Genomic DNA, 24512 nt, shown 5'->3' with positions numbered 1-24512 from the left:
GTCCTCAAGGGTCCTCATGAGGGCGGGAGTCCTCATGAAGAGGGGGACACCGTTTCCGGTGTCCCCCTCGTCGGCTGCTAGTCGCGGGCCGCGGTCAGGAATTCGGCGTGTTCCTGGAGCGAACGGACGCCCACGTCGCCGTGGTTGAGTGCGTCGATGCCCTGGACCGCCGCGGCCAGCGCCTGGACCGTCGTCAGGCACGGCACGGAGCGGGCCACCGCCGCCGTACGGATGTCGTAGCCGTCGAGACGGCCGCCGGTGCCGTACGGGGTGTTGACGATGAGGTCGACCTCGCCGTCGTGGATCATCTGGACGATGGTCTTCTCGCCGTTCGGGCCGGGTCCGTCGGACTGCTTGCGCACGACGGTGGCGTTGATGCCGTTGCGCTTGAGCACCTCGGCCGTTCCGGAGGTGGCGAACAGCTCGAAGCCGTGCGCGACCAGCTCACGCGCGGGGAAGATCATCGAACGCTTGTCGCGGTTGGCGACCGAGATGAAGGCGCGGCCCTTGGTGGGCAGCGGCCCGTAGGCGCCCGCCTGCGACTTGGCGTACGCCGTGCCGAAGACCGAGTCGATGCCCATGACCTCGCCCGTGGAGCGCATCTCCGGGCCGAGGACCGTGTCGACGCCCCGCCCGTGGATGTCACGGAAGCGCGACCACGGCATCACGGCCTCCTTGACGGAGATCGGCGCGTCCAGCGGCAGCTCGCCGCCGTCGCCGTTCTTCGGCAGCAGGCCCTCCTCGCGCAGCTGAGCGATGGTCGCGCCCAGGGAGATCCGGGCGGCGGCCTTGGCGAGTGGCACCGCGGTCGCCTTCGAGGTGAAGGGGACCGTACGGGAGGCGCGCGGGTTGGCCTCGAGGACGTAGAGGATGTCGCCCGCCATCGCGAACTGGATGTTGATCAGGCCGCGGACGCCGACGCCCCGCGCGATGGCCTCCGTGGAGGCGCGCAGGCGCTTGATGTCGAAGCCGCCGAGCGTGATCGGGGGCAGCGCGCACGCCGAGTCGCCGGAGTGGATACCGGCCTCCTCGATGTGCTCCATCACGCCGCCGAGGTACAGCTCCTCGCCGTCGTACAGGGCGTCGACGTCGATCTCGATGGCGTCGTCGAGGAAGCGGTCGACCAGCACCGGCCTGGAGGGGCTGATCTCGGTCGACTCCGCGATGTACGCGGCGAGGCGGGCCTCGTCGTACACGATCTCCATGCCGCGCCCGCCGAGGACGTAGGAGGGCCGGACGAGGACCGGGTAGCCGATCTCGTCCGCGATGGCCTTGGCCTCCTCGAAGGTGGTGGCGGTGCCGTGCTTGGGGGCCGGGAGACCGGCCTGAGCGAGCACGCGGCCGAAGGCGCCGCGGTCCTCGGCCGCGTGGATCGCCTCCGGGGAGGTGCCCACGATCGGCACGCCGTTGTCCTTCAACGCCTGCGCCAGGCCCAGCGGCGTCTGGCCGCCGAGCTGGACCACGACGCCCGCCACCGGGCCGGCCTGCTGCTCGGCGTGGACGATCTCCAGCACGTCCTCGAGCGTCAGCGGCTCGAAGTACAGGCGGTCGGAGGTGTCGTAGTCCGTGGAGACCGTCTCCGGGTTGCAGTTGACCATCACGGTCTCGTACCCGGCATCGCTGAGCGCGAAGGAGGCGTGGACGCACGAGTAGTCGAACTCGATGCCCTGGCCGATGCGGTTCGGGCCGGAGCCCAGGATGATCACGGCGGGCTTCTCGCGCGGCGCGACCTCGCTCTCCTCGTCGTAGGAGGAGTAGAAGTACGGCGTCTTCGCGGCGAACTCGGCGGCGCAGGTGTCGACCGTCTTGTACACCGGGCGTACGCCGAGGGCGTGCCGCACCTCGCGCACCACGTCCTCGCGCGAACCCCGGATCTCGGCGATCTGCTGGTCGGAGAAGCCGTGCCGCTTGGCCTCGGCGAGCAGGTCGGCGTCCAGGCGGTCGGCAGCGGCCAGTTCGTCCGCGATCTCCTTGATGAGGAAGAGCTGGTCGACGAACCACGGGTCGATCTTGGTGGACTCGAACACCTCCTCCGGCGTGGCGCCCGCGCGGATGGCCTGCATGACCGTGTTGATCCGGCCGTCGGTGGGGCGCTGCGCCGCCTCGAGCAGCTCGTCCTTGTCGCCGGGCTCGCCGGTGAACGCGAACTGGCTGCCCTTCTTCTCCAGCGAGCGCAGCGCCTTCTGGAACGCCTCGGTGAAGTTGCGGCCGATCGCCATCGCCTCGCCGACCGACTTCATGGTGGTGGTCAGCGTGTTGTCGGCGCTCGGGAACTTCTCGAACGCGAAGCGGGGAGCCTTGACGACCACATAGTCGAGGGTCGGCTCGAAGGAGGCCGGGGTCTCCTGCGTGATGTCGTTCGGGATCTCGTCGAGGGTGTAGCCGACGGCGAGCTTGGCCGCGATCTTCGCGATCGGGAAACCGGTCGCCTTGGAAGCCAGGGCGGACGACCGCGACACGCGCGGGTTCATCTCGATGACGATCACACGACCGTCCTCGGGGTTCACCGCGAACTGGATGTTGCAGCCACCAGTGTCCACACCGACCTCGCGGATCACGGCGATGCCGATGTCCCGCAGGATCTGGTACTCGCGGTCGGTGAGCGTCATCGCCGGGGCGACGGTGATGGAGTCGCCGGTGTGCACGCCCATCGGGTCGAAGTTCTCGATGGAGCAGACGACCACCACGTTGTCGTGCTTGTCGCGCATCAGCTCCAGCTCGTACTCCTTCCAGCCGAGGATGGACTCCTCCAGGAGCACCTCGGTGGTCGGGGAGAGCGCGAGGCCGGTGCCGGCGATGCGGCGCAGTTCCTCCTCGTCGTGCGCGAAGCCGGAACCGGCGCCGCCCATGGTGAAGGAGGGGCGGACGACGACCGGGTAGCCCCCGAGCTCCTCGACACCCGCCAGGACGTCGTCCATGGAGTGGCAGATGACCGAGCGGGCCGACTCGCCGTGCCCGATCTTCTTGCGGACCTCTTCCACGACCTCCTTGAACTGGTCGCGGTCCTCACCCTTGTGGATGGCCTCCACCTTGGCGCCGATCAGCTCGACGCCGTACTTCTCCAGGACGCCGTTCTCGTGCAGCTTGATGGCCGTGTTCAGGGCCGTCTGACCACCCAGGGTGGGCAGCAGCGCGTCGGGGCGCTCCTTGGCGATGATCTTCTCGACGAAGTCCGGGGTGATCGGCTCCACGTAGGTGGCGTCGGCGATCTCCGGGTCGGTCATGATCGTCGCCGGGTTGGAGTTGACGAGGATGACCCTGAGGCCCTCGGCCTTCAGGACCCGGCACGCCTGGGTGCCGGAGTAGTCGAACTCGGCGGCCTGGCCGATGACGATCGGGCCGGAGCCGATGACCAGGACGGACTGGATATCGGTGCGCTTAGGCACGCTGGCCCTCCATGAGCTTCACGAAGCGGTCGAACAGGTAGGCGGCGTCGTGGGGACCGGCGGCCGCTTCGGGGTGGTACTGGACGCTGAAGGCCGGCTTGTCGAGAAGCTGGAGGCCCTCCACCACGTTGTCGTTGAGGCAGACGTGGGAGACCTCGGCGCGGCCGTAGGGGGTTTCGGAGACCTGGTCGAGCGGGGCGTCGACGGCGAAACCGTGGTTGTGCGCGGTGACCTCGACCTTGCCGGTCGTACGGTCCTGCACCGGCTGGTTGATGCCGCGGTGGCCGTACTTCAGCTTGTAGGTGCCGAAGCCGAGCGCGCGGCCGAGGATCTGGTTGCCGAAGCAGATGCCGAACAGGGGCGTGCCGCGCTCCAGGACCGCCTGCATGACGGAGACCGGATGGTCGGCGGTGGCCGGGTCGCCGGGGCCGTTGGAGAAGAACACACCGTCCGGGTTCACGGCGTACACGTCCTCGACGGTCGCCGTGGCGGGCAGCACGTGCACCTCGATGCCGCGCTCGGCCATGCGGTGCGGGGTCATGCCCTTGATGCCGAGGTCGACCGCGGCGACGGTGAACTTCTTCTCGCCGATCGCGGGGACGACGTACGGCTCGGTGGTGGCGACCTCGGCGGAGAGGTCCGCGCCCTTCATCTCCGGTGCCTGACGCACCTCGGCGAGCATGGTGCCCTCGTCGGGCAGCGCCTCGCCGGAGAAGATGCCGACGCGCATGGCGCCGCGCTCGCGCAGGTGGCGGGTCAGGGCCCGGGTGTCGATGCCGCTGATGCCGACGACGCCCTGCGCGCGCAGCTCCTCGTCGAGCGAGCGCTTGGCGCGCCAGTTGGAGGGCTTGCGCGCGGGGTCCCGTACCACGTAGCCGGCGACCCAGATCCGCTTCGACTCGGGGTCCTCGTCATTGACGCCGGTGTTGCCGACGTGCGGGGCGGTCATGACCACGACCTGGCGGTGGTAGGACGGGTCGGTGAGGGTCTCCTGGTAGCCGGTCATGCCGGTGGAGAACACGGCTTCGCCGAAGGTCACCCCCACGGCCCCGTAGGCGCGGCCGCGGAAGATCCGGCCGTCCTCCAGGACGAGTACGGCGGGAGACTTGTCGGCTCCCCTGGTGGAGGTCGTCATCGTGCGCCTTCCGTCTTGTGGATCATCTGGTTCAGGGTGTCGACCCAGTCGTGGTGCTCGGCCGCGCGGTCCGAGCGGAAGCCCGAGTCGATCAGCTTGTCGCCGTGCGCCCAGGTCACGACCAGCAGCCCGCCCTCGGTGAGGACCTTGCCGGCGATGCCCTTGTCGAGCCGGGCCCCGCGCAGCTGCGCGGCCGGGACGAAGAAGTCGGTCGCCCCGGGACGTACGACGTCCAGGCCCGCCTCCGTCAGCGTGAGCTCGACACGGCTGCGGGTGCCCAGGCCGTGCGCCACGATGCGGTCCAGCCACTGCCCGGCGGTGGTGGAGCCGTGGTAGCGGCCGCTCATCGTCAGCTTCGCCGCGCCGGGGTCCTCGGGCGCGGTCGGCAGCTCCGGCAGGTCGCTCTGCAGGGTGCCGCGCCACTTCCAGCCCTCGCGCATCAGCCAGTAGACGAGCGCGATGAACAGGGCGAGTCCGACGAGCCAGCCGATGCGGTCGGTCCAGTCGGTGACCTGTGCCGATTTCTTCTCGGCTGCGAACAGGAGTACTGGTGTCACGTGAGCTTCCCGTCGACGAGCGTGGCCTTGCCCCGCAGCCAGGTGTGCGTGACCCGGCCCGGCAGCTCACGGCCCTCGTAGGGGGTGTTGCGGCTGCGCGAGGCGAAGCCCGCGGGGTCCACCGGACCACGGTATGCGGTGTCGACCAGCGTGAGGTTGGCGGGCTCACCTGCCGAGACGGGGCGGCCGTGACCGGTGGCCCGGCCGATCTTCGCGGGCTTGAACGACATGCGCTCGGCGACGCCCGCCCAGTCGAGCAGCCCGGTGTCGACCATCGTCTCCTGGACCACCGACAGCGCGGTCTCCAGGCCCACCATGCCCATGGCGGCGGCGGCCCACTCGCAGTCCTTGTCCTCGTGCGGGTGCGGGGCGTGGTCGGTGGCGACGATGTCGATCGTGCCGTCGGCGAGCGCCTCGCGCAGCGCCAGCACGTCGCGCTCGGTGCGCAGCGGCGGGTTGACCTTGTAGACCGGGTTGTAGGTGCGCACCAGCTCGTCGGTGAGGAGGAGGTGGTGCGGGGTGACCTCGGCGGTGACGTCGATGCCGCGGGACTTGGCCCAGCGGACGATCTCGACGGACCCGGCGGTCGACAGGTGGCAGATGTGGACGCGGGAGCCGACGTGGTCGGCGAGGAGGACGTCGCGGGCGATGATCGACTCCTCGGCGACGGCCGGCCAGCCGCCGAGGCCCAGCTCGGCGGAGACGACACCCTCGTTCATCTGGGCGCCTTCGGTCAGCCGCGGCTCCTGCGCGTGCTGGGCGACGACACCGCCGAAGGCCTTCACGTACTCCAGCGCCCGGCGCATGATCACCGCGTCGTCGACGCACTTGCCGTCGTCGGAGAAGACGGTGACACCCGCCGCCGACTCGTGCATGGCACCCAGCTCGGCGAGCTTCTTGCCCTCCAGCCCGACGGTGACGGCGCCGATGGGCTGCACGTCGCAGTAGCCGTGCTCGCGGCCCAGCCGCCAGACCTGCTCGACGACACCGGCGGTGTCGGCGACCGGGAAGGTGTTGGCCATCGCGAACACGGTGGTGAACCCGCCCTTGGCGGCGGCCCGGGTGCCGGTCAGGACGGTCTCGGAGTCCTCGCGGCCGGGTTCGCGCAGGTGGGTGTGCAGGTCGACCAGGCCGGGGAGCAGCACCTTGCCGTCGGCCTCGACGACCTCGGCGCCCTCGGCGGACAGTCCGGTGCCGACCGCCTCGATGACCTCACCGTCGATCAGCACGTCCTGCGGCCGGCCGCCGAGCACCTTCGCACCACGGATCAGGGTCTTGCTCATCGGTTCTGGTTCTCCTCGGTACGGGCGTTGGTCTCGGCGGCGACGTTCTTCGCATCGAACACGGCACCGCCCAGCAGCAGGTACAGGACCGCCATGCGGATGGAGACGCCGTTCGCGACCTGCTCGACGGCGGTGCAGCGGTCGGAGTCGGCGACCTCGGCGGTGATCTCCATGCCGCGGACCATCGGGCCGGGGTGCATCACGATCGCGTGCTCGGGCATCTTCGCCATGCGGTCGGCGTCCAGGCCGTAGCGCCGCGAGTACTCGCGCTCGGTCGGGAAGAAGGCGGCGTTCATGCGCTCCCGCTGGACGCGGAGCATCATCACCGCGTCGGACTTGGGGAGGGTGCTGTCGAGGTCGAACGAGACCTCGCAGGGCCAGGAGCCGACGCCGACCGGCAGCAGGGTGGGCGGGGCGACGAGCGTGACGTCGGCGCCGAGGGTGTGCAGCAGGTCGACGTTGGAGCGGGCGACCCGGCTGTGCAGCACGTCGCCGACGATCGTGATGCGCTTGCCGGCCAGGTCATGCCCTATGCCGGCGTCCCGGCCGACCAGGCGGCGACGCATGGTGAAGGCGTCGAGCAGGGCCTGGGTGGGGTGCTGGTGGGTGCCGTCGCCGGCGTTGATGACGGCAGCGTCGATCCAGCCGGAGTTGGCCAGGCGGTAGGGGGCTCCGGAGGCGCCGTGCCGGATGACGACGGCGTCGACACCCATCGCCTCCAGGGTCTGGGCGGTGTCCTTCAGGGATTCCCCCTTGGACACGCTGGACCCCTTGGCGGAGAAGTTGATGACGTCCGCGGACAGGCGCTTCTCGGCGGCCTCGAAGGAGATCCGGGTACGGGTGGAGTCCTCGAAGAAGAGGTTGACGACGGTGCGGCCGCGCAGGGTCGGCAGCTTCTTGATCGGCCGGTCCGCGACCCGGGCCATCTCCTCGGCGGTGTCGAGGATCAGGACGGCGTCGTCGCGGGTGAGGTCGGCGGCCGAGATGAGATGACGCTGCATCTTTCAGGCTCCGTAAGGCGGTTCATTCGGGAGATTTGGTACAGAGGGGCGCGTGCCGGGGCGCACTCGCGAGGCGTACGACGGCTCGACGTGCGCCGGAGTGCTAGTGCTGTGCGCCTTGGACGGTCTGCTTCACGCCGAGCAGCACGGTGTCGCGACCGTCCTCCTCGGCGAGCTGGACCTTGACCGTCTCCCGCAGCGACGTGGGGAGGTTCTTGCCGACGTAGTCGGCGCGGATCGGCAGTTCGCGGTGGCCGCGGTCGACGAGGACCGCGAGCTGGACCGCACGAGGACGCCCGATGTCGTTCAGGGCGTCGAGGGCGGCGCGGATGGTGCGGCCGGAGAAGAGCACGTCGTCGACGAGGACGACGAGGCGGCCGTCGATGCCGTCACCGGGGATCTCGGTGCGGGCCAGCGCCCGCGGCGGCTGCAGGCGCAGGTCGTCGCGGTACATGGTGATGTCGAGGGAGCCGACCGGGACCTTGCGGCCGGTGATCTGCTCTAGCTTGTCGGCGAGCCGCCGGGCGAGGAAGACGCCTCGGGTGGGAATGCCGAGAAGCACCACGTCGTCCGCGCCCTTGGCGCGCTCGACGATCTCGTGGGCGATGCGGGTCAGTACCCGCGCGATGTCAGGGCCTTCGAGGACGGGCCGCGCATCGGAATGCTGCGTGTCCATACGAAACGGACCTCCTTCTCCGCCTCACGGGACGGACCTTAAAGGACGTCGGAATTGCGCCATACACGGTACCAGCCCGCGGGCGGCGCCCGGTCACCCCCCTGGCGCACCGCGTCACCCGTCCGGCGTCTCCGCACGCCGCCTACCACGGAAGGGTCGGTCCGGACCATTCGGCTTGACGGGGCAGAGTCACGCTGCGTAACCTCACAGTGAGTTACCAGCCGCGCGGCCGAGCCGCACGTCGACACCGTGTCCGGGGAGCTATATGTCCAGCGAATACGCCAAACAGCTCGGGGCCAAGCTCCGGGCGATCCGCACCCAGCAGGGCCTTTCCCTCCACGGTGTGGAGGAGAAGTCCCAGGGACGCTGGAAGGCGGTCGTGGTCGGTTCGTACGAGCGCGGCGACCGCGCCGTCACCGTGCAGCGTCTGGCCGAGCTGGCGGATTTCTACGGGGTCCCGGTGCAGGAGCTGCTGCCCGGCACCACCCCGGGTGGAGCCGCCGAGCCGCCGCCGAAGCTGGTTCTGGACCTGGAGCGCCTGGCCAACGTGCCGGCGGAGAAGGCGGGCCCGCTCCAGCGCTACGCGGCGACGATCCAGTCGCAGCGCGGTGACTACAACGGCAAGGTGCTGTCGATCCGCCAGGACGACCTGCGCACGCTCGCGGTCATCTACGACCAGTCGCCCTCCGTCCTGACCGAGCAGCTGATCAGCTGGGGAGTCCTTGACGCGGACGCGCGCCGCGCCGTGGCCTCCCACGAGGAGAGCTGACCGCCTCCGGTCCCAGCAGAAAAGGTCCCAGCAGAAACGTGCCGCCGGGGTGGCCGGAGCCAGACGGTTCCGGCCACCCCGGCGGTGTTCTCGGACCGGTCACACCAACCACCACGCTCGAACGCCGGAGGGCCCGCAGCACACGCGCTGCGGGCCCTCCGGCGTGTTCGGGTACTTCTTCAGCTCTCGTCACGGCGCAACGACGGCTTCAGGTCCTTCAGACGGCCGAGGAGGCCGTTGACGAACGACGGGGACTCGTCCGTGGAGAACTCCTTGGCGAGCTGCACCATCTCGTCGAGCACCACGGCGTCCGGCGTCTCGTCGACCCAGATCAGCTCGTAGGCGCCGAGGCGCAGGATGTTGCGGTCGACCACCGGCATCCGGTCCAGCGTCCAGCCCACCGCGTACTGCGCGATCAGCTCGTCGATGCGCTTCGCGTGCTGCGCGTAGCCCTCGACCAGCTGCATGGTGTACTCGCTCACCGGCGGCTGCCGGGTGTCGGTCCGCGAGTGCCGGATCCAGTCGGCGAGGACCGTCAGGACGTCGGCCCCGCGCTGGTCACCTTCGAACAGGATCTGGAAGGCGCGCTTACGGGCCGTGTTACGGGCAGCCACGGTTAGCTGTTCACCCGGCCGAGGTAGTCGCTCGTGCGGGTGTCGACCTTGATCTTCTCACCGGTGGTGATGAAGAGCGGGACCTGGATCTGGTGGCCGGTCTCCAGCGTGGCGGGCTTGGTGCCGCCGGTGGAGCGGTCGCCCTGGACGCCCGGCTCGGTCTCGGCGACGGTCAGCTCGACGGCGGCCGGCAGCTCGACGAAGAGCACCTCGCCCTCGTGCTGGGCGACGGTGGCCTCGAAGCCCTCGATGAGGAAGTTCGCGGCGTCACCGACGACCTTGCGGTCGATGTGGAGCTGGTCGTAGGTCTCCAGGTCCATGAAGACGAAGTAGTCGCCGTCCATGTACGAGAACTGCATGTCGCGCTTGTCGACAGTGGCCGTCTCGACCTTGACACCGGCGTTGAACGTCTTGTCGACGACCTTGCCGGAGAGCACGTTCTTGAGCTTGGTGCGCACGAAAGCGGGGCCCTTGCCGGGCTTGACGTGCTGGAACTCGACGACGGACCAGAGCTGGCCGCCTTCGAGCTTGAGCACCATGCCGTTCTTGAGGTCGTTCGTGGAAGCCACGGTTGCGGAATCTCCTGGACTGACGTACGACCCCGGGGCAGGCACCTACAGCGCCAGCAGCTCCTTGGTCGTGATGGTGAGTAGCTCGGGTCCGCCGTCCGCCTCGGGGCGTACGACGAGCGTGTCATCGATCCGGACACCGCCCCGGCCCGGGAGGTGGACCCCCGGTTCGACGGTGACCGGCACGCAAGCGTCCAGTTTACCCATGGCCGCGGGGGCCAACTGAGGGTCCTCGTCGATTTCGAGTCCCACACCGTGCCCGGTCAGCGGCGGCAGCGCCCCGCCGTACCCCGCGGAGTCCAGCACGTGACGTGCGGCCCGGTCCACGTCGCGGTACGCGGCGCCGGGGGCGAGGGCCTGGCGGCCGGCTCGCTGAGCGGCGAAGACCAGGTCGTACAGCTCGATCTGCCAGTCGGCGGGCGAGGTGCCGATGACGAAGGTGCGGCCGATCTCGCAGCGGTAGCCGTGGTAGGCGGCGCCGAGACAGACGGAGAGGAAGTCACCCTCCTCCACACGCCGGTCGGTGGGGCGGTGGCCGCGGCGGCCGGCGTTCGGTCCGGTGGCGACGGAGGTGGCGAAGGCGGGCCCGTCGGCGCCGTGGTCGACGAGGCGGCGCTCCAGTTCCAGGGCGAGATGGCGCTCGGTGCGGCCGACGAGGATCGACTCCAGCAGTTCGCTCAGGGCCTGGTCGACGATCTCCGCGCCGATCCTCAGGAGGGCGATCTCCTCCTCGTCCTTGACGACCCGCAACTGCTCGACCGCGCCGCCGAGGTCGGTGAGCCGTAGCTTGGGTGCGACCGAGCGCAGCGAGCGGTGCCGGGCCACGGTGAGGTGGTGCTCCTCCACCGCCAGGGACTCGGCACCCTGGGCCGCGGCCAGGTCGGCGGCGGCCACGGCGGTGTCGCCGCCGGTCACCGGCAGCACGTGCACCCGCAGCGCCTCGTCGGGCCGCCCCTCGGCGGGGTGCTCCTCCGGCGGTCCGGCGCACAGCAGCACGTCCTCGTCCACGCCCAGCAGCAGGACGGCGCCCTTGGGCGCGGCGCCCGCGAGATACCGGACGTTGGCGGGGCGGGAGACCAGCGCCGTCCCGCTGCCACCCGCACTGCAGCGTTCCCTGAGCCGCTCCCGGCGGGCCGCGTAGACCTCTGACATGACCCGAGCCTACGAGCGGTGGCTGGATATCGCCGGTCCAGAGGGCCGGACGGGCGGCTGGGCACCCGGAGGAGACACTCCTCTACGGCGTCACCACTTCGGCGGGCTCGCGATGGCGCGGGCCAGGACCTCGTCCAGGACGCGGGCCGTGCCCTCCACGTCGAGCTGCGAGTTGTCGATGATCGGCAGGCCGGAGCCGTACCAGCCGGCCATGCGGCCGTGGATGCGGGCGACCTCCTCGTCGGTGAGCCGACGGTTGCCCGTGCGCTCCGCGTTGCGCTCCAGGACGATCTCCAGGCCGGGCAGAAGGACGACCGGCAGCAGGCCGGGGCCCACATGCCGTTTCCAGCCACCGAGACCGACCACCGGGCGGTCCGGGAAGACGGCGTCGTCGAGGATGCACGAGATGCCGTTGGCCAGGAAGTTGCGGGCCGCGAAGCCGCAGGTGCGGCGGGCCAGACGGTACTGCGCCTCCGAGTTGTCGTTCCACCCCGACTGCGGGTCGGCGAAGCCCGAGCGGACCCATTCCCGGACGTCGTCCAGGCTGATGTGCGCGGTGGGGACCCGGCGGTGCTCGGCCCAGTACTTCGCGACGCTGGTCTTGCCGGCGCCCGCGGGGCCGATGAGCAGCACGGCGAGTGTGGCGGACGCGGGGTCGGGCGTACCTGGGGCCGGCGGTGCGCTCGGCACGCCGACCGGGGCGCCCGGCGGGAGCCGCACGTGGCCGGTGGGGTCCGGCGGGGGCGGGACGGGCGTGTGCTGCGGCGGGAGGTGGGCGGGAGGCGCCCCCGGGGGCACCGGTGGCGCCGTGAAGCCCGGTGACGGCGTGGTGTGCGGTGCGGGGCCCGGGTGGGCGCCCGGCTGTCCCGGGTGGTGTGCGCCCGGTGACCAGGTGGTCGCCGGGCCGTACCCCGGCTGGTGGGGCGGCGGCAGCGGAGCTCCCACTGCGTGCTGCATCCGGTGGCCACTCCGTCTCGTGTCGGGGCTCGCAGGCGTTCGAACCGGCAGCGGGGACGAACCCGCTCCCTACCGAACGGTACCGTCCCCGGCCGCCGTTGTGTGAACGGCCGGGGGCGGCCCGAAGTGCCCGTCCCCGCAGGCGAGTCGGGGCAACCGGCCCCGAGGGGAACGAGTTGCCCGCCCGCCCCCGGGCCGTGCGGAGCTACTGCCCCACTTCGCCGTACGCGGCGAGCAGAACGGCCGGGTCGGGGCCCTCCAGCACGGTGGGCTTGGCCAAGCCGTCGAGGACGATGAAGCGCAACAGGTCGCCGCGGGACTTCTTGTCGACCTTCATCGTCTCCAGCAGCTTGGGCCACTGGTCGTAGCGGTAGTGCAGCGGCAGACCGACCGCCTCGAGGATGGTGCGGTGCCGGTCGGCGGTCGCGTCGTCCAGCCGCCCCGCCAGCCGCCCGAGTTCGGCCGCGAAGTGCATGCCGACGGCCACGGCGGCGCCGTGACGCCACTTGTACCGCTCGTTCTTCTCGATCGCGTGACCGAGGGTGTGCCCGTAGTTGAGGATCTCCCTCAGGCCCGACTCCTTCAGGTCGGAGGAGACGACCTCCGCCTTGACCCGGATGGACCGCTCGATCAGCTCCGCGGTGTGCGGCCCGGCCGGGGTGCGGGCGGCCTGCGGGTCCTCCTCGATCAGCTCCAGGATCACCGGGTCGGCGATGAAACCGGCCTTGATGACCTCGGCGAGCCCCGAGACGTAGTCGTTGACCGGCAGGGAGTCCAGCGCGGCCAGGTCGCAGAGGACACCGGCGGGCGGGTGGAAGGCGCCGACCAGGTTCTTGCCCTCGGCGGTGTTGATGCCGGTCTTGCCGCCGACCGCCGCGTCCACCATCGCCAGCACCGTGGTCGGGATGGCGATCCAGCGCACGCCACGCAGCCAGGTCGCAGCCACGAACCCGGCCAGGTCGGTGGTCGCTCCGCCGCCGACGCCCACGATGACGTCGGTGCGGGTGAACCCCGAGGTGCCCAGCGCCTTCCAGCAGTAGGCGGCGACCTCCGCGGTCTTGGCCTCCTCCGCGTTGGGCACCTGGATGGCCACGGTCTCATAGCCCTGCCCGGCCAGGTCGGCGCGCAGCGCCTCGCCCGTCTCGGCCAGCGCCTCGGGGTGGATCACCGCGACCCACTTGGCCTTGTGGCCGATCAACCCGGCCAGCTCGCCCAGCAGTTGGCGGCCGACCAGGACCTCGTAGGGCTCGGTGCCCGCCGTACCGCCGACCTGGATCCGGGTGACTGCCTCGCTCATGCTTCTTTCAGCTCCAGTGCGTCCAGGACGGCTCGGGTGACTTCTTCGGGGCTGCGCCCGTCGGTGGCCACGACCGCCGTCGCGACCTCCTCGTACAGATGGCGGCGGGCCTCCATCAGCTCCCGCCACTGCCGGCGCGGGTTGACCGCCAGCAGCGGACGGGCCGTGTTCAGCCCGGTGCGCCGGACCGCCTCCTCGACGTCCATCGAGAGGTAGACGACACGGTGCGAGGCGAGCAGCGCGCGGGTCTCGTCGTCGAGGATCGCTCCGCCGCCCAGCGCCAGCACCCCCTCGTGCTCGGACAGGGCCTTGTGCACCGCCGCCGTCTCCAGAGCGCGGAAGGCCGGCTCACCCTCGTCCACGAAGATGTCGGCGATGGGCCGGCCCTGCTCGGCCACGATGTCGTCGTCCGTGTCCCGGTAGCCGACGCCCAGCCGCTCGGCCAGCAACTGCCCCACCGTGGACTTGCCGACCCCCATCGGGCCGACCAGCACGACCACAGGCACGGCGCTCATCGGATCGCCAGGCTGTCGAGGTAGCCGCGTACGTTGCGGCGGGTCTCGGCCACGGAGTCGCCGCCGAACTTCTCCGCCACCGCGTCCGCCAGGACCAGGGCGACCATCGCCTCGGCGACGATCCCGGCCGCCGGGACGGCGCACACGTCGGAGCGCTGGTGGTGCGCCTGCGCCGGCTCGCCGGTGGCGACGTCCACCGTCTGCAGCGCCCGCGGCACCGTCGCGATCGGCTTCATCGCGGCGCGGACCCGCAGCAGCTCACCCGTGGACAGACCGCCCTCGGTCCCGCCGGAGCGGCCCGTGGCCCGCTTGATGCCCTCGGGACCGGTGACGATCTCGTCGTGCGCCTTCGAGCCCGGCACCCGAGCCAGCTCGAACCCGTCACCGACCTCGACGCCCTTGATCGCCTGGATCCCCATCAGTGCCGCCGCGAGCCGTGCGTCCAGCCGGCGGTCCCAGTGCACATGCGACCCGAGCCCCACCGGCACGCCGTACGCCAGGACCTCGACCACGCCACCGAGCGTGTCGCCGTCCTTGTGCGCCTGGTCGATCTCCGCGACCATCGCCTTCGACGTGTCCGCGTCCAGGCAGCGCACCGGGTCCGCGTCCAGCTTCTCGACGTCGGCGGGGGTCGGGTAGACGCCGTAGGGGGCCTTGGCTGAGGCCAGCTCCACCACATGGGAGACGATCTCGATCCCGGCCGTCTCCTTCAGGTACGACCGCGCCACCGCACCCAGCGCGACGCGCGCCGCCGTCTCCCGCGCCGAGGCCCGCTCCAGCACCGGGCGCGCCTCGTCGAACCCGTACTTCTGCATACCGGCGAGATCGGCGTGCCCCGGGCGCGGCCGGGTCAGCGGCGCGTTGCGGGCCAGGCCCTCCAGCACTTCCGGGTCCACCGGGTCGGCCGCCATGACCTGCTCCCACTTGGGCCACTCGGTGTTCCCCACCATGATCGCGACCGGGGAACCCAGCGTGAGACCGTGCCGGACACCGCCCAGGAACGTGACCTCGTCCCGCTCGAACTTCATCCGCGCACCGCGCCCATAGCCCAGCCGCCGCCTCGCCAAGTGGTCCGCCACCATCTCGGTGGTGATCGGCACGCCGGCGGGAAGGCCCTCCAGCGTCGCGACAAGTGCGGGACCATGGGACTCCCCCGCGGTCAGCCAGCGCAACCTGCTCAACGATGCTCCTCAGTGCTCGCGCCCTGGTACTGCCCTGTGTACGCGCGTCCTCGCGTACGGCGACGGCGCGACCGGGTGCGCGGCCCCTGTCCCGCCACCTCCGATCCTCCCACGACCGACGGCGGTGACCGGCCTCAGGTCCATCAGGCGGACGCGGCCGGAGCTCTGCCACAGGGCTGCCGGAGCGTCGGCCCGGGTCCTTCCCCTACCGGGCCGCCAGGGCGTGCTCCCCCGCCTTGCGCATGGCGTCCAGCGGGGCCGGGGCACGGCCCGTCATCTGCTCGACCTGGAGCACGGCCTGGTGCACCAGCAGGTCGAGACCGCTGACGACGGCACCGCCGTAGGCGGACCAGCGTGCGGCGAGGGCCGTGGGCCAGGGGTCGTAGAGCACGTCGAACAGGGCCGCGGGGCGTTCCGGGACGGCGGCGGCCAGGGCATCCGTCGTTCCTGCCGGTGTGGTGGCGACGACCAGTGGCGCACGCAGTGCGCGGTCGGCGTCCGACCAGTCGGCGGTACGGACGTCGACGTCGAGCCGCTCGCCCCACTGCCGCATCTCGGCGGCCCGGGCCTCGCTGCGGACGTAGGCGACCACCGGTCCCGTGCAGATCCGGGCCAGCGCGGCCAGCGCGGAGGAGGCGGTGGCGCCCGCGCCCAGGATCGCGGCGGAGGCGACCTCCTCGATGCCCCGCTCACGCAGGGCGGCGATCATGCCGGGGATGTCGGTGTTGTCCCCGACGCGGCGCCCGTCCTCGGTGAACACGACGGTGTTGACGGCCTCCACCGAGGCCGCCGTGTCACTGATCGCGTCCAGCAGCGGGATGACCGCCCGCTTGAGCGGCATGGTCAGCGACAGTCCCGCCCACTCGGGTCCGAGGTCCGCGAGGAAACCGGGCAGCGCCTGCTCGTCCACCTCGAACCGGTCGTAGGACCAGTCCTTCAGACCCAGCTCCTGGTAGGCGGTGCGGTGCAGCACCGGGGAGAGGGAGTGGGCGATCGGGGAGCCGAGGACGGCGGCCCGGCGCTTGCCGGCGGTGCCCGTCATGAGCCTTACTGACCCTTCTTCTGCTCTTGGAGGTACTTCTCGCGGTTGCGGTTCTGCTCCGCGTTGGTCTCCGCGAAGAGCGTCTCGTTCTCGTTGACCGAGACGAAGTAGTACCAGTTCCCCTTGGCCGGGTTGAGGGCGGCCCTGATCGCCACGTCCCCGGGGTTGTCGATCGGTCCGGGCGGCAGACCCTTGATCCTGTACGTGTTGTACGGGTCGTTGATCTGGCGCAGCGCGTTGACGGATCCGGTGTCGAGCTTGGACTGGCCGCGCAGGTAGTTGACCGTGGAGTCGAAGTCCAGCAGGCCGTAGGTCTCGGTGTTGTCCGGCTTGAGCCGGTTGTAGACGACCGTCGCGACCTTCTCGAAGTCGCGCTTGTACTTGCCCTCGGCCTGCACGAGGCTCGCGACCGTGAGGACCTGCAACGGGTTCTGCAGGTTGAGGCTCCGGGCCCTGGCCTGGATGCCGAACGCGGCGTACTTCTCCTTGGCCGTGTCGACCATCTGCTTCAGGACCTCCTCGGGCTTCATGTCCTTGGAGACCGGATAGGCGGAGGGGTAGAGGAAACCCTCCAGCGGGTCCTTGATGTCCTTGCTGGTGTTGGCCCAGTCGGGGAGACCGAAGGTCGACCACTCCTTCTTGGCGACCTCCTGGGTGGTTCCCGGCTTGAGCTGCAGCCGCTGGTCGATCGCCGCGTAGACCCTGGTGTTGCGCCACCCCTCGGCGATGATCAGGTTGTTCTTGCTCTTGGGGCTGAGCATCAACTGCACGGCGGCGGCCGCGGACATGTGCTTGTTCAGCGTGTACGTGCCCGCCTGGATGCTCTTGCCGTTGGGGTTCTGCTCCTGCGCCGCGACGAACGCGTCGACGCTCTTGACGACATCGGCCTGCTTCAGCACCTGGCCGATGGTGTAACCCCCGGCCCCCTTCGGAATGGTGACGGTGACCTGCTCGCCGTTGCCCTCGCCCGCGTAGTCGGGCGCCGCGCCGAAACGATTTTGGTAGAACTGGTACCCGAAATATCCGACTCCGCCGATACCGCCGCCGAAGACCAGCACGACCACCAGGCAGGCGCACCCGTTGCGGCGCTTCTTGCCCTTCGCCGTCTTGCCGCCGCGTCCGCGCCGGTCACCGCGGCCCCGCCGGCCGTCCGGCTCGTCGTCGGCGTCGTCCTCGTCGTCGCCGTCCGCGAAGAAGGCGTGCTCGCCCTCCTCCGGGTCGGGGTCCCAGTCGGTCTTCGGTTCCGGCTCGGCGCGCCGCCGGTTCGGCGGCTCCGGCGGCGGATACGCGTCGGGCGTCTGGTAGAAGTCGGGCTGCTCGCCGCCGTACGCACCGGGCTGGGCGCCGTAGGGGTCCGCCGGGTCGGGGGCGTACGGCACATGAGCCTGCCCGCCGCCGTCCCAGCCGCCGTTGCCGTAGTCCTGCTGCCCGTGACCGGGGTACTGCTGCCCGTGACCGGGGTACTGCTGCTCGTGCTGCGCCTGGGCGTCGTACCGCTGTCCGTCCGGATGCTGTCCCGACTGCTGGTACTGCTGCTGGTAGTCCTGCTGACCCTGGTGGTGCGTGCCCTGCGGGCCGCCTCCCCAGTCGCCGTAGTGCTGCTGCTCCGGGTGGTGTTGGCCGCCGTAAGGGGACGGGGCCGCGTGGCCCTCGTGTCCTCCCCATCCGCCGTCCCCGTACAACGGGTCCTCCGGATGCCACGGTGCGGGGCCTGGGCCCCGGCCATACTCAGTCATCGATCCCCTAGAGCCGCGAGGCTTCAGGTCGCGCGGCGCTGTGCTCGCCCGGCTCCCGTTCCGCCTCTTTCTGTGCGATGGCTGTTCGAACACCATCGCATCGCGCGGAACGTTACCGTATCGCGATCAGATGACCACTTCGACGCCTTCGCCGGGTGCTTTACCTGACACCCGTTCGGATTCCAGGGCCTGCTGCAGGATGATGACGGCGGCCGCCTGATCGATCACGGAGCGGCCCTTCCTGGACTTCACGCCGGAGGCGCGCAGTCCCTGACTGGCCGTCACCGTGGTCATGCGCTCGTCCACCAGTCTGACCGGAACCGGCGCGATCATGCGTGCGAGTTCCTGGGTGAAACCGCGGACCTTGACCGCCGCCGGACCCTCGCCCCCCTTGAGGGAGCGAGGGAGTCCGACGACGACCTCGATCGGCTCGTACTCCTCGACGAGTTGCTTCAGTCGCCGTTGGGCGGCCGGGATGTCCCGCCCCGGAACCGTTTCCACCGGGGTGGCGAGGATCCCGTCGGGGTCGCAGGAGGCGACCCCGATCCGGGCGTCACCGACGTCGATGGCGAGTCGGCGCCCTCTTCTCATCTTCACGACCGTTTCTTGACCGGTTCTTACTTGGCGGTCTCGGCGACCAGACGCTCCACGGCGTCGACGGCCTCGCCGACGGCGGCCGGGTTCTGGCCGCCGCCCTGGGCGACGTCCGGCTTGCCGCCACCGCCGCCGCCGAGGGTCTTGGCGGCGGTGCGAACCAGGTCACCGGCCTTCAGGCCGCGCTCGCGAGCGGCCTCGTTGGTGGCGATGACCGTGAGCGGCTTGCCGTTGTTGACCGTGAACAGGGCGACCACGGCGGCCCGGCCGCCCTGGATCCGGCCGCGCACGTCGAGGACCAGCTTGCGCAGGTCGTCGGGCGTGGTGCCGTCCGGAACCCGGCCGGTGACGACGGCGACGCCGTGGATGTCCTTGGCTGACTCGGCGAGCCCGGCGGCGGCCTGGAGCACCTTCTCGGCGCGGAACTTCTCGATCTCCTTCTCGGCGTCCTTCAGCCGGGCGAGCATGCCGGAGATCTTCTCGGGCAGCTCCTCCGGGCGGCCCTTGAGCAGCTCGGTGAGCTGGTTGACCACCGTGTGCTCGCGGGCGAGGAAGTTGTAGGCGTCCACGCCGACCAGGGCCTCGATACGGCGCACACCGGAGCCGATCGAGGACTCGCCGAGGAGCTTCACCAGGCCGAGCTGGGCGGTGTTGTGCACGTGGGTGCCGCCGCACAGCTCCTTGGAGAAGTCGCCGATGGTCACGACGCGGACGCGCTCGCCGTACTTCTCGCCGAACTCGGCGATGGCGCCCTGCTTCTTGGCCTCGTCGATGCCCATGATCTCGGCGTGCACGTCGAGGTCGCGGGCCAGCACCTCGTTGATCTTCTGCTCGACGTCGGTCATCACGGCCGTCGGGACGGCGGCCGGGGAGCCGAAGTCGAAGCGGAAGCGGCCGGGCTGGTTCTCGGAACCGGCCTGGGCGGCCGTCGGGCCGAGGGCGTCGCGCAGGGCCTGGTGGGTGAGGTGGGTGGCCGAGTGGGCGCGGGCGATGGCCTTGCGGCGGCGGTGGTCGATCGAGGCATGGGCCTTGGCTCCGACCGTCACCTCGCCGACCTGCACGACGCCCTTGTGGACGTACACGCCCGGGACCGGCTTCTGGGTGTCGCGGACCTCGATGACGGCACCGGAGTCCACCTTGATCCGGCCGGTGTCGCCGATCTGGCCGCCGCCCTCGGCGTAGAACGGGGTGCGGTCGAGGACGATCTCCACCTCGTCGCCCTCGGTGGCGGCCGGGGAGGAGACCCCGTCGACGAGGATGCCGACGATGGTGGACTCGCCCTCGGTGTCGGTGTACCCGATGAAGTCGGTCTCGCCGGCGGTGTCGGCGATCTCGCGGTAGGCGCCGAGGTCGGCGTGGCCGGTCTTCTTGGCCTGGGCGTCGGCCTTGGCGCGCTCCCGCTGCTCCTTCATCAGCCGGCGGAAGCCGTCCTCGTCCACGGACAGCCCCTGCTCGGCGGCCATCTCGAGGGTGAGGTCGATCGGGAAGCCCCAGGTGTCGTGGAGCAGGAAGGCCTTGTCGCCAGGCAGGACGTTCGAGCCGGCGGCCTTGGTCTCGGCGACGGCGGTGTCCAGGACGTTCGTACCGGCGTTGAGCGTCTTGAGGAAGCGGGCCTCCTCGGCGAGGGCGACCTTCTCGATGCGCTCCCGGTCGGTGACGAGCTCGGGGTACTGCTGGCCCATCATGTGGATCACCACGTCGATCAGGTCCTTGACGACCGGACCGGTGGCGCCGAGCAGGCGCATGTTGCGGATGGCGCGGCGCATGATGCGGCGCAGGACGTAGCCGCGGCCCTCGTTGCCCGGGGTGACGCCGTCGCCGATGAGCATGGTGGCGGTGCGCATGTGGTCGGTGACCACGCGCAGGGAGACGTCCGAGTCGTGCGAGGCGCCGTAGTGGACACCGGTCAGCTCGGTGGCCCGCTTGATGACGGCCATGGAGGTGTCGATCTCGTACATGTTCTGCACGCCCTGCAGAATCATGGCGAGCCGCTCGAGGCCGAGGCCGGTGTCGATGTTCTTGCTCGGCAGGTCCCCGAGGATCTCAAAGTTGTCCTTGCCGGTGCCCTCGCCGCGCTCGTACTGCATGAAGACGAGGTTCCAGATCTCCACGTACCGCTCGTCGTTGACGGCGGGGCCGCCCTCGACGCCGAACTCGGGGCCGCGGTCGTAGTTGATCTCGGAGCAGGGGCCGCAGGGGCCGGGGACGCCCATGGACCAGAAGTTGTCCTTCATGCCCAGGCGCTGGATGCGCTCGGCGGGGACGCCGACGACGTCGCGCCAGATCTGTTCGGCCTCGTCGTCGTCCTTGTAGACGGTGATCCACAACCGGTCGGGCTCCAGGCCGTAACCGCCCTTGTCCTGGGGGGTGGTGAGCAGCTCCCAGGCGAGCTTGATGGCGCCTTCCTTGAAGTAGTCGCCGAAGGAGAAGTTGCCGCACATCTGGAAGAACGTGCCGTGCCGCGTGGTCTTGCCGACCTCTTCGATGTCGGGCGTGCGCACACACTTCTGCACGCTGGTGGCGCGCGGGTAGGGCGGCTTGACCTCGCCGAGGAAGTAGGGCTTGAAGGGAACCATGCCGGCCGGGACGAGCAGCAGAGTCGGGTCGTCCGCGATGAGCGACGCCGAAGGGACGACGGTGTGCCCGCGCTCCTCGAAGAAGCTCAGCCAGCGACGGCGGATCTCAGCCGACTCCATCAGTGGTCCTCATTCCGGTTGTACGAGTACGCCGTGGTCTCGACGTACTTCGGGCTGTTGCGGTTCTCGATGGCGGCGTACCGCCGGGGGCCGGGGAGTTCGGGCTCGACGGGGGCGTTCAGACCGAGCGCGTCGCCGAGTTCGGCCTCACGCCGGTTCATGTTGTCGCGGACGTCGAGGGCGAATTCCACCGCGCGGTCCTTGAGCCGGTGGCCGGCCTCGATCGCCTTGTTCGCCGCTGTCGCGGCGAGGCTCTCGGGGGTCAGCTGCTTCAGCTTGCGGTTGACCTTGGTGGTGGCCCACACACCGGCGGCGACGCCCGTGGTGAACCAGAACGTACGGCGGAACATCGCTAGTCCTTCTTCCGCTTCGCCCGTCGCGGGGACGGGACGGTGCGGCCCACGATCACGGTACGTCGGGGGGCCTTGGCGGGCACGTTCTCCCGTCGGCCGGCGATCGCCCGGCGTACGCCGTAGCCGAAGGCCGCGACCTTGACCAGGGGGCCGCCGAAGGTCGACGCGACGGTCGTCGACAGCGCGGAGGCGTTGGAGGTGACCTCCTGGACGTCCGACGCGATGGCGTCGACCCGATCGATCTGGGTCTGCGCGGAGCGCACCGCCGCGGAGGCGTCGGCCAGCAGCGGGACGGCCTGGTCGGTCACGTCCGCCACCAGTTTGGTGGTCGCCTTGAGCGTCTGGGCCAGCCTCGCCAGCGCGACGGCGAGGAAGGAGACCAGGATCGCCCAGAAGACGGCCACCAGGATCCCGGCCACTTCTCCACCGGACACCGTTGTGCCACCCGCTCCCTGGAACGTGCCTGAACATCGAAAAGTCGGTTCCCCGAGCCTATCGCGCCCGGGCGGCCGCTCCGTACCGGATTAGGGCCGGGCACCACGGGGCCGCCGACGACGGGCTCGGGCGGAGCCGACGTGCGAAAGCCCGTCGTCCGCCCGCCCGGAAGGGCGGGAAGACGACGGGCTCGCGGGGTGGGAGTGCTACGTCCGCCGAAAAGTGATCAGCGGGCGTAGTACTCGACGACGAGCTGCTCGTCGCAGATCACCGGGATCTCCTTGCGGTTCGGCTCGCGGTCCAGGCGGAACGCCAGGGCCTTGAGGTTCACCTGGAGGTAGCGCGGGGTCTCGCCGTCGGGGGCGAAGCCACCCTCGCGGGCGACCTGGAAGAGCGTCTTCTCACGGCTGCGCTCGCGGACCATCACGACGTCGTCGGGACGGACGCGGTACGACGGCTTGTCGACCTTGTGGCCGTTGACCTCGATGTGGCCGTGGACGACCATCTGGCGGGCCTGGTAGATCGTGCGGGCGATGCCCGAACGCAGGACCAGCGCGTCGAGGCGCTTCTCCAGCTCCACGATCAGGGCCTCACCGGTCTTGCCCTGGACCTTGGAGGCACGCTCGTAGGCACGCACCAGCTGGCGCTCGGAGATGTCGTACTGAGCGCGCAGGCGCTGCTTCTCCAGCAGACGGACCTTGTAGTCCGAGTTCTGCTTGCGGCCGCGACCGTGCTCACCCGGCGGGTAGGGGCGGGCCTCGAAGTACTTGACGGCCTTCGGGGTCAGCGCGATGCCGAGGGCACGCGACTTCTTGACCTTGGGGCGGGACTGGTTCGCCATGAACCAAACACCTCGTGTTTCTGTGTGTAATCGGCTTCACCAGGGTTAGGGGAGGTCGCATCCGCAGCCGGGGAAACCCTGCGGGTCCGCGCGGGACCTGCCGGGCAGCCGCTCCCCTGGTCTGGGCACATACGTGCAGCACGCGAGTGGCCCACCGACCGCTCCCGGGCTCCGGGTGGTGGTGGGCTGCCCGCGACACCGTTCGACGGTGCGCGACGCTCCTGGACCCCCGTGCCGTACGGCGGTGGGGTTCCGGCTGGATGTCCCGCTCTGGTGGTGCCGGACCCCTTTGGGGTGCCGGACACGGGACGCAGCGCTTCTACCAAGTCTACAGGCCTGCTAGGACTGCCTGCGACCGAGGTGCTTGCGGGTCCACTCCACGGCGTCCGCGTACCGCGCCTCCGCGCCGTGCCGGGTAGGGGTGTAGTACTCGCGGTCCTTGAGGGCGTCCGGGGCGTACTGCTGGGCGGCGATGCCCTCCGGCAGATCGTGCGGGTAGACGTATCCCTGGGCGTGGCCGAGCTTGGCCGCGCCCTTGTAGTGGCCGTCCCGCAGGTGTGGGGGCACGGGTCCGGCCAGTCCCTTGCGGACGTCCTCCAGGGCCGCGCCTATCGCCGTGGTCGCCGCGTTCGACTTGGGGGCCAGGGCGAGGGCGATGGTGGCGTGGCTGAGGGTGAGCGCGGCCTCCGGGAAGCCGATCATCGCGACGGCCTGGGCGGCGGCGACAGCGATCGGCAGGGCGTTCGGGTCGGCGAGCCCGATGTCCTCGCTGGCGGAGATCATCAGACGGCGGGCGATGAAGCGGGGGTCCTCCCCCGCCTCGATCATGCGGGCCAGGTAGTGCAGGGCCGCGTCCACGTCGGAGCCGCGGATCGACTTGATGAGCGCGCTGGCCACGTCGTAGTGCTGGTCGCCGTCGCGGTCGTACTTCACCGCGGCCCGGTCGACGGTCTCCTCGAGCGTCGTCAGGCCGATCTGGGTCTCGCCCTTGTCGAGGGCGGCCCCGGCGGCGGCCTCCAGGGCGGTCAGGGCGCGTCGGGCGTCGCCGCCGGCGATCCGCAGCAGGTGGTTCTCGGTGTCCTCGGGGAGGGTGACGGCGCCCTTGAGGCCGCGCTCGTCGGTCAGCGCGCGGCGGAGCAGGCCGCGGACGTCGTCGTCCGTGAGCGGTTCGAGGGTGAGCAGGAGGGAGCGGGACAGCAGCGGGGAGATCACCGAGAAGTACGGGTTCTCCGTGGTCGCCGCGATCAGGGTCACCCAGCGGTTCTCGACGGCGGGGAGCAGGGAGTCCTGCTGCGCCTTGCTGAAGCGGTGGATCTCGTCCAGGAAGAGGACGGTCTCCTTGCCGAAGCCTCCGCTCGCGCGGCGGGCGCCGTCGATGACCGCGCGCACCTCCTTCACGCCCGCGGTGATCGCCGACAACTCCACGAACCGCTTGTTGGTGGCCTTGGAGACGACATACGCGAGCGTCGTCTTGCCGGTGCCGGGCGGGCCCCAGAGGATCACCGATGAGGGCCCGGCGGGGCCGCCGTTGCCCTCGCCGACCAGTCTGCGCAGCGGGGATCCGGGCTTGAGCAGGTGCTGCTGGCCCACCACCTCGTCGAGGGTGCGCGGGCGCATGCGGACCGCCAGGGGGCTGGTGCTCGGGTCCTTCTCCTGGCGTTCTTCTGCTGCGGCGGTGAACAGGTCGGGCTCCACGAGGAAAACCCTAAGTCACGGCACTGAC

At 70.5% G+C, this 24512-nt stretch carries 22 protein-coding genes; 1 reads left to right on the top strand and 21 read right to left on the bottom strand.

The window, feature by feature from the left end:
• Positions 1 to 77 precede the first annotated feature (77 nt).
• The 6 genes from carB to pyrR form a co-directional block, all read right to left on the bottom strand.
• Complete coding sequence (gene carB / locus ACFYZJ_RS31515; protein ID WP_388573611.1) at positions 78 to 3386, bottom strand: carbamoyl-phosphate synthase large subunit; 3309 nt, start codon at positions 3384 to 3386, stop codon at positions 78 to 80.
• A complete protein-coding gene (gene carA, locus ACFYZJ_RS31510) occupies positions 3379 to 4521 on the bottom strand; it encodes a glutamine-hydrolyzing carbamoyl-phosphate synthase small subunit (protein WP_388573609.1) in 1143 nt (380 codons plus the stop codon). Before carA ends, carB begins: the two co-directional genes overlap by 8 nt.
• Positions 4518 to 5078, bottom strand: coding sequence for a hypothetical protein (locus ACFYZJ_RS31505; RefSeq protein ID WP_388573607.1), 561 nt, complete (start codon positions 5076 to 5078; stop codon positions 4518 to 4520). The genes carA and ACFYZJ_RS31505 overlap by 4 nt, the downstream gene beginning before the upstream one ends.
• Positions 5075 to 6361 (bottom strand): dihydroorotase, encoded by a 1287-nt coding sequence (locus tag ACFYZJ_RS31500; protein WP_388573605.1) that lies wholly within the window; start codon positions 6359 to 6361, stop codon positions 5075 to 5077. Before ACFYZJ_RS31500 ends, ACFYZJ_RS31505 begins: the two co-directional genes overlap by 4 nt.
• The gene (locus ACFYZJ_RS31495) at positions 6358 to 7362 is read right to left on the bottom strand and encodes an aspartate carbamoyltransferase catalytic subunit (protein ID WP_388573603.1); all 1005 of its coding nucleotides are present in this window, start codon (positions 7360 to 7362) and stop codon (positions 6358 to 6360) included. Before ACFYZJ_RS31495 ends, ACFYZJ_RS31500 begins: the two co-directional genes overlap by 4 nt.
• Before the next feature lie 103 nt (positions 7363 to 7465).
• A complete protein-coding gene (gene pyrR, locus ACFYZJ_RS31490) occupies positions 7466 to 8038 on the bottom strand; it encodes a bifunctional pyr operon transcriptional regulator/uracil phosphoribosyltransferase PyrR (protein ID WP_388573601.1) in 573 nt (190 codons plus the stop codon).
• A 265-nt stretch (positions 8039 to 8303) separates the two neighbouring features.
• Here pyrR and bldD point away from each other — a divergent pair, with 265 nt between their 5' ends.
• Complete coding sequence (bldD, locus tag ACFYZJ_RS31485; RefSeq protein ID WP_103844821.1) at positions 8304 to 8807, top strand: transcriptional regulator BldD; 504 nt, start codon at positions 8304 to 8306, stop codon at positions 8805 to 8807.
• 179 nt (positions 8808 to 8986) lie between these two features.
• On the opposite strand, the gene nusB is transcribed toward bldD, so the two are convergent.
• From nusB to ACFYZJ_RS31410, 15 genes are all read right to left on the bottom strand, one after another.
• Positions 8987 to 9421: a transcription antitermination factor NusB gene (nusB, locus tag ACFYZJ_RS31480; RefSeq protein WP_388573599.1), complete on the bottom strand. Its 435-nt coding sequence runs from the start codon at positions 9419 to 9421 to the stop codon at positions 8987 to 8989.
• A gap of 2 nt (positions 9422 to 9423) precedes the next feature.
• Complete coding sequence (efp, locus tag ACFYZJ_RS31475; protein ID WP_365674035.1) at positions 9424 to 9990, bottom strand: elongation factor P; 567 nt, start codon at positions 9988 to 9990, stop codon at positions 9424 to 9426.
• Between the two features lie 45 nt (positions 9991 to 10035).
• A complete protein-coding gene (locus ACFYZJ_RS31470) occupies positions 10036 to 11142 on the bottom strand; it encodes an aminopeptidase P family protein (protein ID WP_388573597.1) in 1107 nt (368 codons plus the stop codon).
• Positions 11143 to 11232: 90 nt separating this feature from the next.
• A complete protein-coding gene (locus ACFYZJ_RS31465) occupies positions 11233 to 12099 on the bottom strand; it encodes a Pro-rich N-terminal domain-containing protein (protein ID WP_388573595.1) in 867 nt (288 codons plus the stop codon).
• 205 nt (positions 12100 to 12304) lie between these two features.
• On the bottom strand, positions 12305 to 13396 hold the full coding sequence (aroB, locus tag ACFYZJ_RS31460) for a 3-dehydroquinate synthase (protein ID WP_388573593.1): 1092 nt from the start codon (positions 13394 to 13396) through the stop codon (positions 12305 to 12307).
• Positions 13393 to 13911, bottom strand: a complete 519-nt coding sequence (locus tag ACFYZJ_RS31455; RefSeq protein ID WP_388573591.1) for a shikimate kinase — start codon at positions 13909 to 13911, stop codon at positions 13393 to 13395. The genes aroB and ACFYZJ_RS31455 overlap by 4 nt, the downstream gene beginning before the upstream one ends.
• Positions 13908 to 15092, bottom strand: coding sequence for a chorismate synthase (gene aroC / locus ACFYZJ_RS31450; protein ID WP_388573589.1), 1185 nt, complete (start codon positions 15090 to 15092; stop codon positions 13908 to 13910). Before aroC ends, ACFYZJ_RS31455 begins: the two co-directional genes overlap by 4 nt.
• Positions 15093 to 15297: 205 nt before the next feature.
• Positions 15298 to 16134, bottom strand: coding sequence for a shikimate dehydrogenase (locus ACFYZJ_RS31445; RefSeq protein ID WP_388573587.1), 837 nt, complete (start codon positions 16132 to 16134; stop codon positions 15298 to 15300).
• Between the two features lie 5 nt (positions 16135 to 16139).
• Positions 16140 to 17870, bottom strand: coding sequence for an endolytic transglycosylase MltG (gene mltG / locus ACFYZJ_RS31440; RefSeq protein ID WP_388573585.1), 1731 nt, complete (start codon positions 17868 to 17870; stop codon positions 16140 to 16142).
• A 126-nt stretch (positions 17871 to 17996) separates the two neighbouring features.
• Complete coding sequence (gene ruvX, locus ACFYZJ_RS31435) at positions 17997 to 18461, bottom strand: Holliday junction resolvase RuvX (RefSeq protein ID WP_388573796.1); 465 nt, start codon at positions 18459 to 18461, stop codon at positions 17997 to 17999.
• A 26-nt stretch (positions 18462 to 18487) separates the two neighbouring features.
• The gene (gene alaS, locus ACFYZJ_RS31430) at positions 18488 to 21160 is read right to left on the bottom strand and encodes an alanine--tRNA ligase (protein ID WP_388573583.1); all 2673 of its coding nucleotides are present in this window, start codon (positions 21158 to 21160) and stop codon (positions 18488 to 18490) included.
• Positions 21160 to 21510, bottom strand: a complete 351-nt coding sequence (locus tag ACFYZJ_RS31425) for a hypothetical protein (protein ID WP_388573581.1) — start codon at positions 21508 to 21510, stop codon at positions 21160 to 21162. Before ACFYZJ_RS31425 ends, alaS begins: the two co-directional genes overlap by 1 nt.
• A 2-nt stretch (positions 21511 to 21512) precedes the next feature.
• A complete protein-coding gene (locus ACFYZJ_RS31420; RefSeq protein ID WP_388573579.1) occupies positions 21513 to 21947 on the bottom strand; it encodes a DUF948 domain-containing protein in 435 nt (144 codons plus the stop codon).
• A 227-nt stretch (positions 21948 to 22174) separates the two neighbouring features.
• Positions 22175 to 22789, bottom strand: a complete 615-nt coding sequence (rpsD, locus tag ACFYZJ_RS31415) for a 30S ribosomal protein S4 (protein WP_388573577.1) — start codon at positions 22787 to 22789, stop codon at positions 22175 to 22177.
• 339 nt (positions 22790 to 23128) lie between these two features.
• On the bottom strand, positions 23129 to 24484 hold the full coding sequence (locus ACFYZJ_RS31410; RefSeq protein ID WP_388573575.1) for a replication-associated recombination protein A: 1356 nt from the start codon (positions 24482 to 24484) through the stop codon (positions 23129 to 23131).
• Positions 24485 to 24512 lie beyond the last annotated feature (28 nt).

Origin of the sequence: Streptomyces sp. NPDC001848 (assembly GCF_042891915.1) — a bacterium.
In the GTDB taxonomy this organism is placed as follows: domain Bacteria; phylum Actinomycetota; class Actinomycetes; order Streptomycetales; family Streptomycetaceae; genus Streptomyces.
Note: the sequence above shows the minus strand (reverse complement) of the source record. Positions and strands in the feature narration are given on the sequence as shown.

Bases quoted from the DNA above. Each gene is read 5' to 3' on its own strand.
- ruvX (WP_388573796.1), bottom strand. From the start codon at position 18,461: ATGAGAAGAGGGCGCCGACTCGCCATCGACGTCGGTGACGCCCGGATC.
- mltG (WP_388573585.1), bottom strand. From the start codon at position 17,870: ATGACTGAGTATGGCCGGGGCCCAGGCCCCGCACCGTGGCATCCGGAG.
- ACFYZJ_RS31500 (WP_388573605.1), bottom strand. From the start codon at position 6,361: ATGAGCAAGACCCTGATCCGTGGTGCGAAGGTGCTCGGCGGCCGGCCG.
- ACFYZJ_RS31455 (WP_388573591.1), bottom strand. From the start codon at position 13,911: ATGAGCGCCGTGCCTGTGGTCGTGCTGGTCGGCCCGATGGGGGTCGGC.
- bldD (WP_103844821.1), top strand. From the start codon at position 8,304: ATGTCCAGCGAATACGCCAAACAGCTCGGGGCCAAGCTCCGGGCGATC.
- pyrR (WP_388573601.1), bottom strand. From the start codon at position 8,038: ATGGACACGCAGCATTCCGATGCGCGGCCCGTCCTCGAAGGCCCTGAC.
- ACFYZJ_RS31425 (WP_388573581.1), bottom strand. From the start codon at position 21,510: ATGTTCCGCCGTACGTTCTGGTTCACCACGGGCGTCGCCGCCGGTGTG.
- carA (WP_388573609.1), bottom strand. From the start codon at position 4,521: ATGACGACCTCCACCAGGGGAGCCGACAAGTCTCCCGCCGTACTCGTC.
- rpsD (WP_388573577.1), bottom strand. From the start codon at position 22,789: ATGGCGAACCAGTCCCGCCCCAAGGTCAAGAAGTCGCGTGCCCTCGGC.
- alaS (WP_388573583.1), bottom strand. From the start codon at position 21,160: ATGGAGTCGGCTGAGATCCGCCGTCGCTGGCTGAGCTTCTTCGAGGAG.
- ACFYZJ_RS31445 (WP_388573587.1), bottom strand. From the start codon at position 16,134: ATGACGGGCACCGCCGGCAAGCGCCGGGCCGCCGTCCTCGGCTCCCCG.
- ACFYZJ_RS31470 (WP_388573597.1), bottom strand. From the start codon at position 11,142: ATGTCAGAGGTCTACGCGGCCCGCCGGGAGCGGCTCAGGGAACGCTGC.
- ACFYZJ_RS31465 (WP_388573595.1), bottom strand. From the start codon at position 12,099: ATGCAGCACGCAGTGGGAGCTCCGCTGCCGCCGCCCCACCAGCCGGGG.
- ACFYZJ_RS31495 (WP_388573603.1), bottom strand. From the start codon at position 7,362: ATGCAGCGTCATCTCATCTCGGCCGCCGACCTCACCCGCGACGACGCC.
- aroB (WP_388573593.1), bottom strand. From the start codon at position 13,396: ATGAGCGAGGCAGTCACCCGGATCCAGGTCGGCGGTACGGCGGGCACC.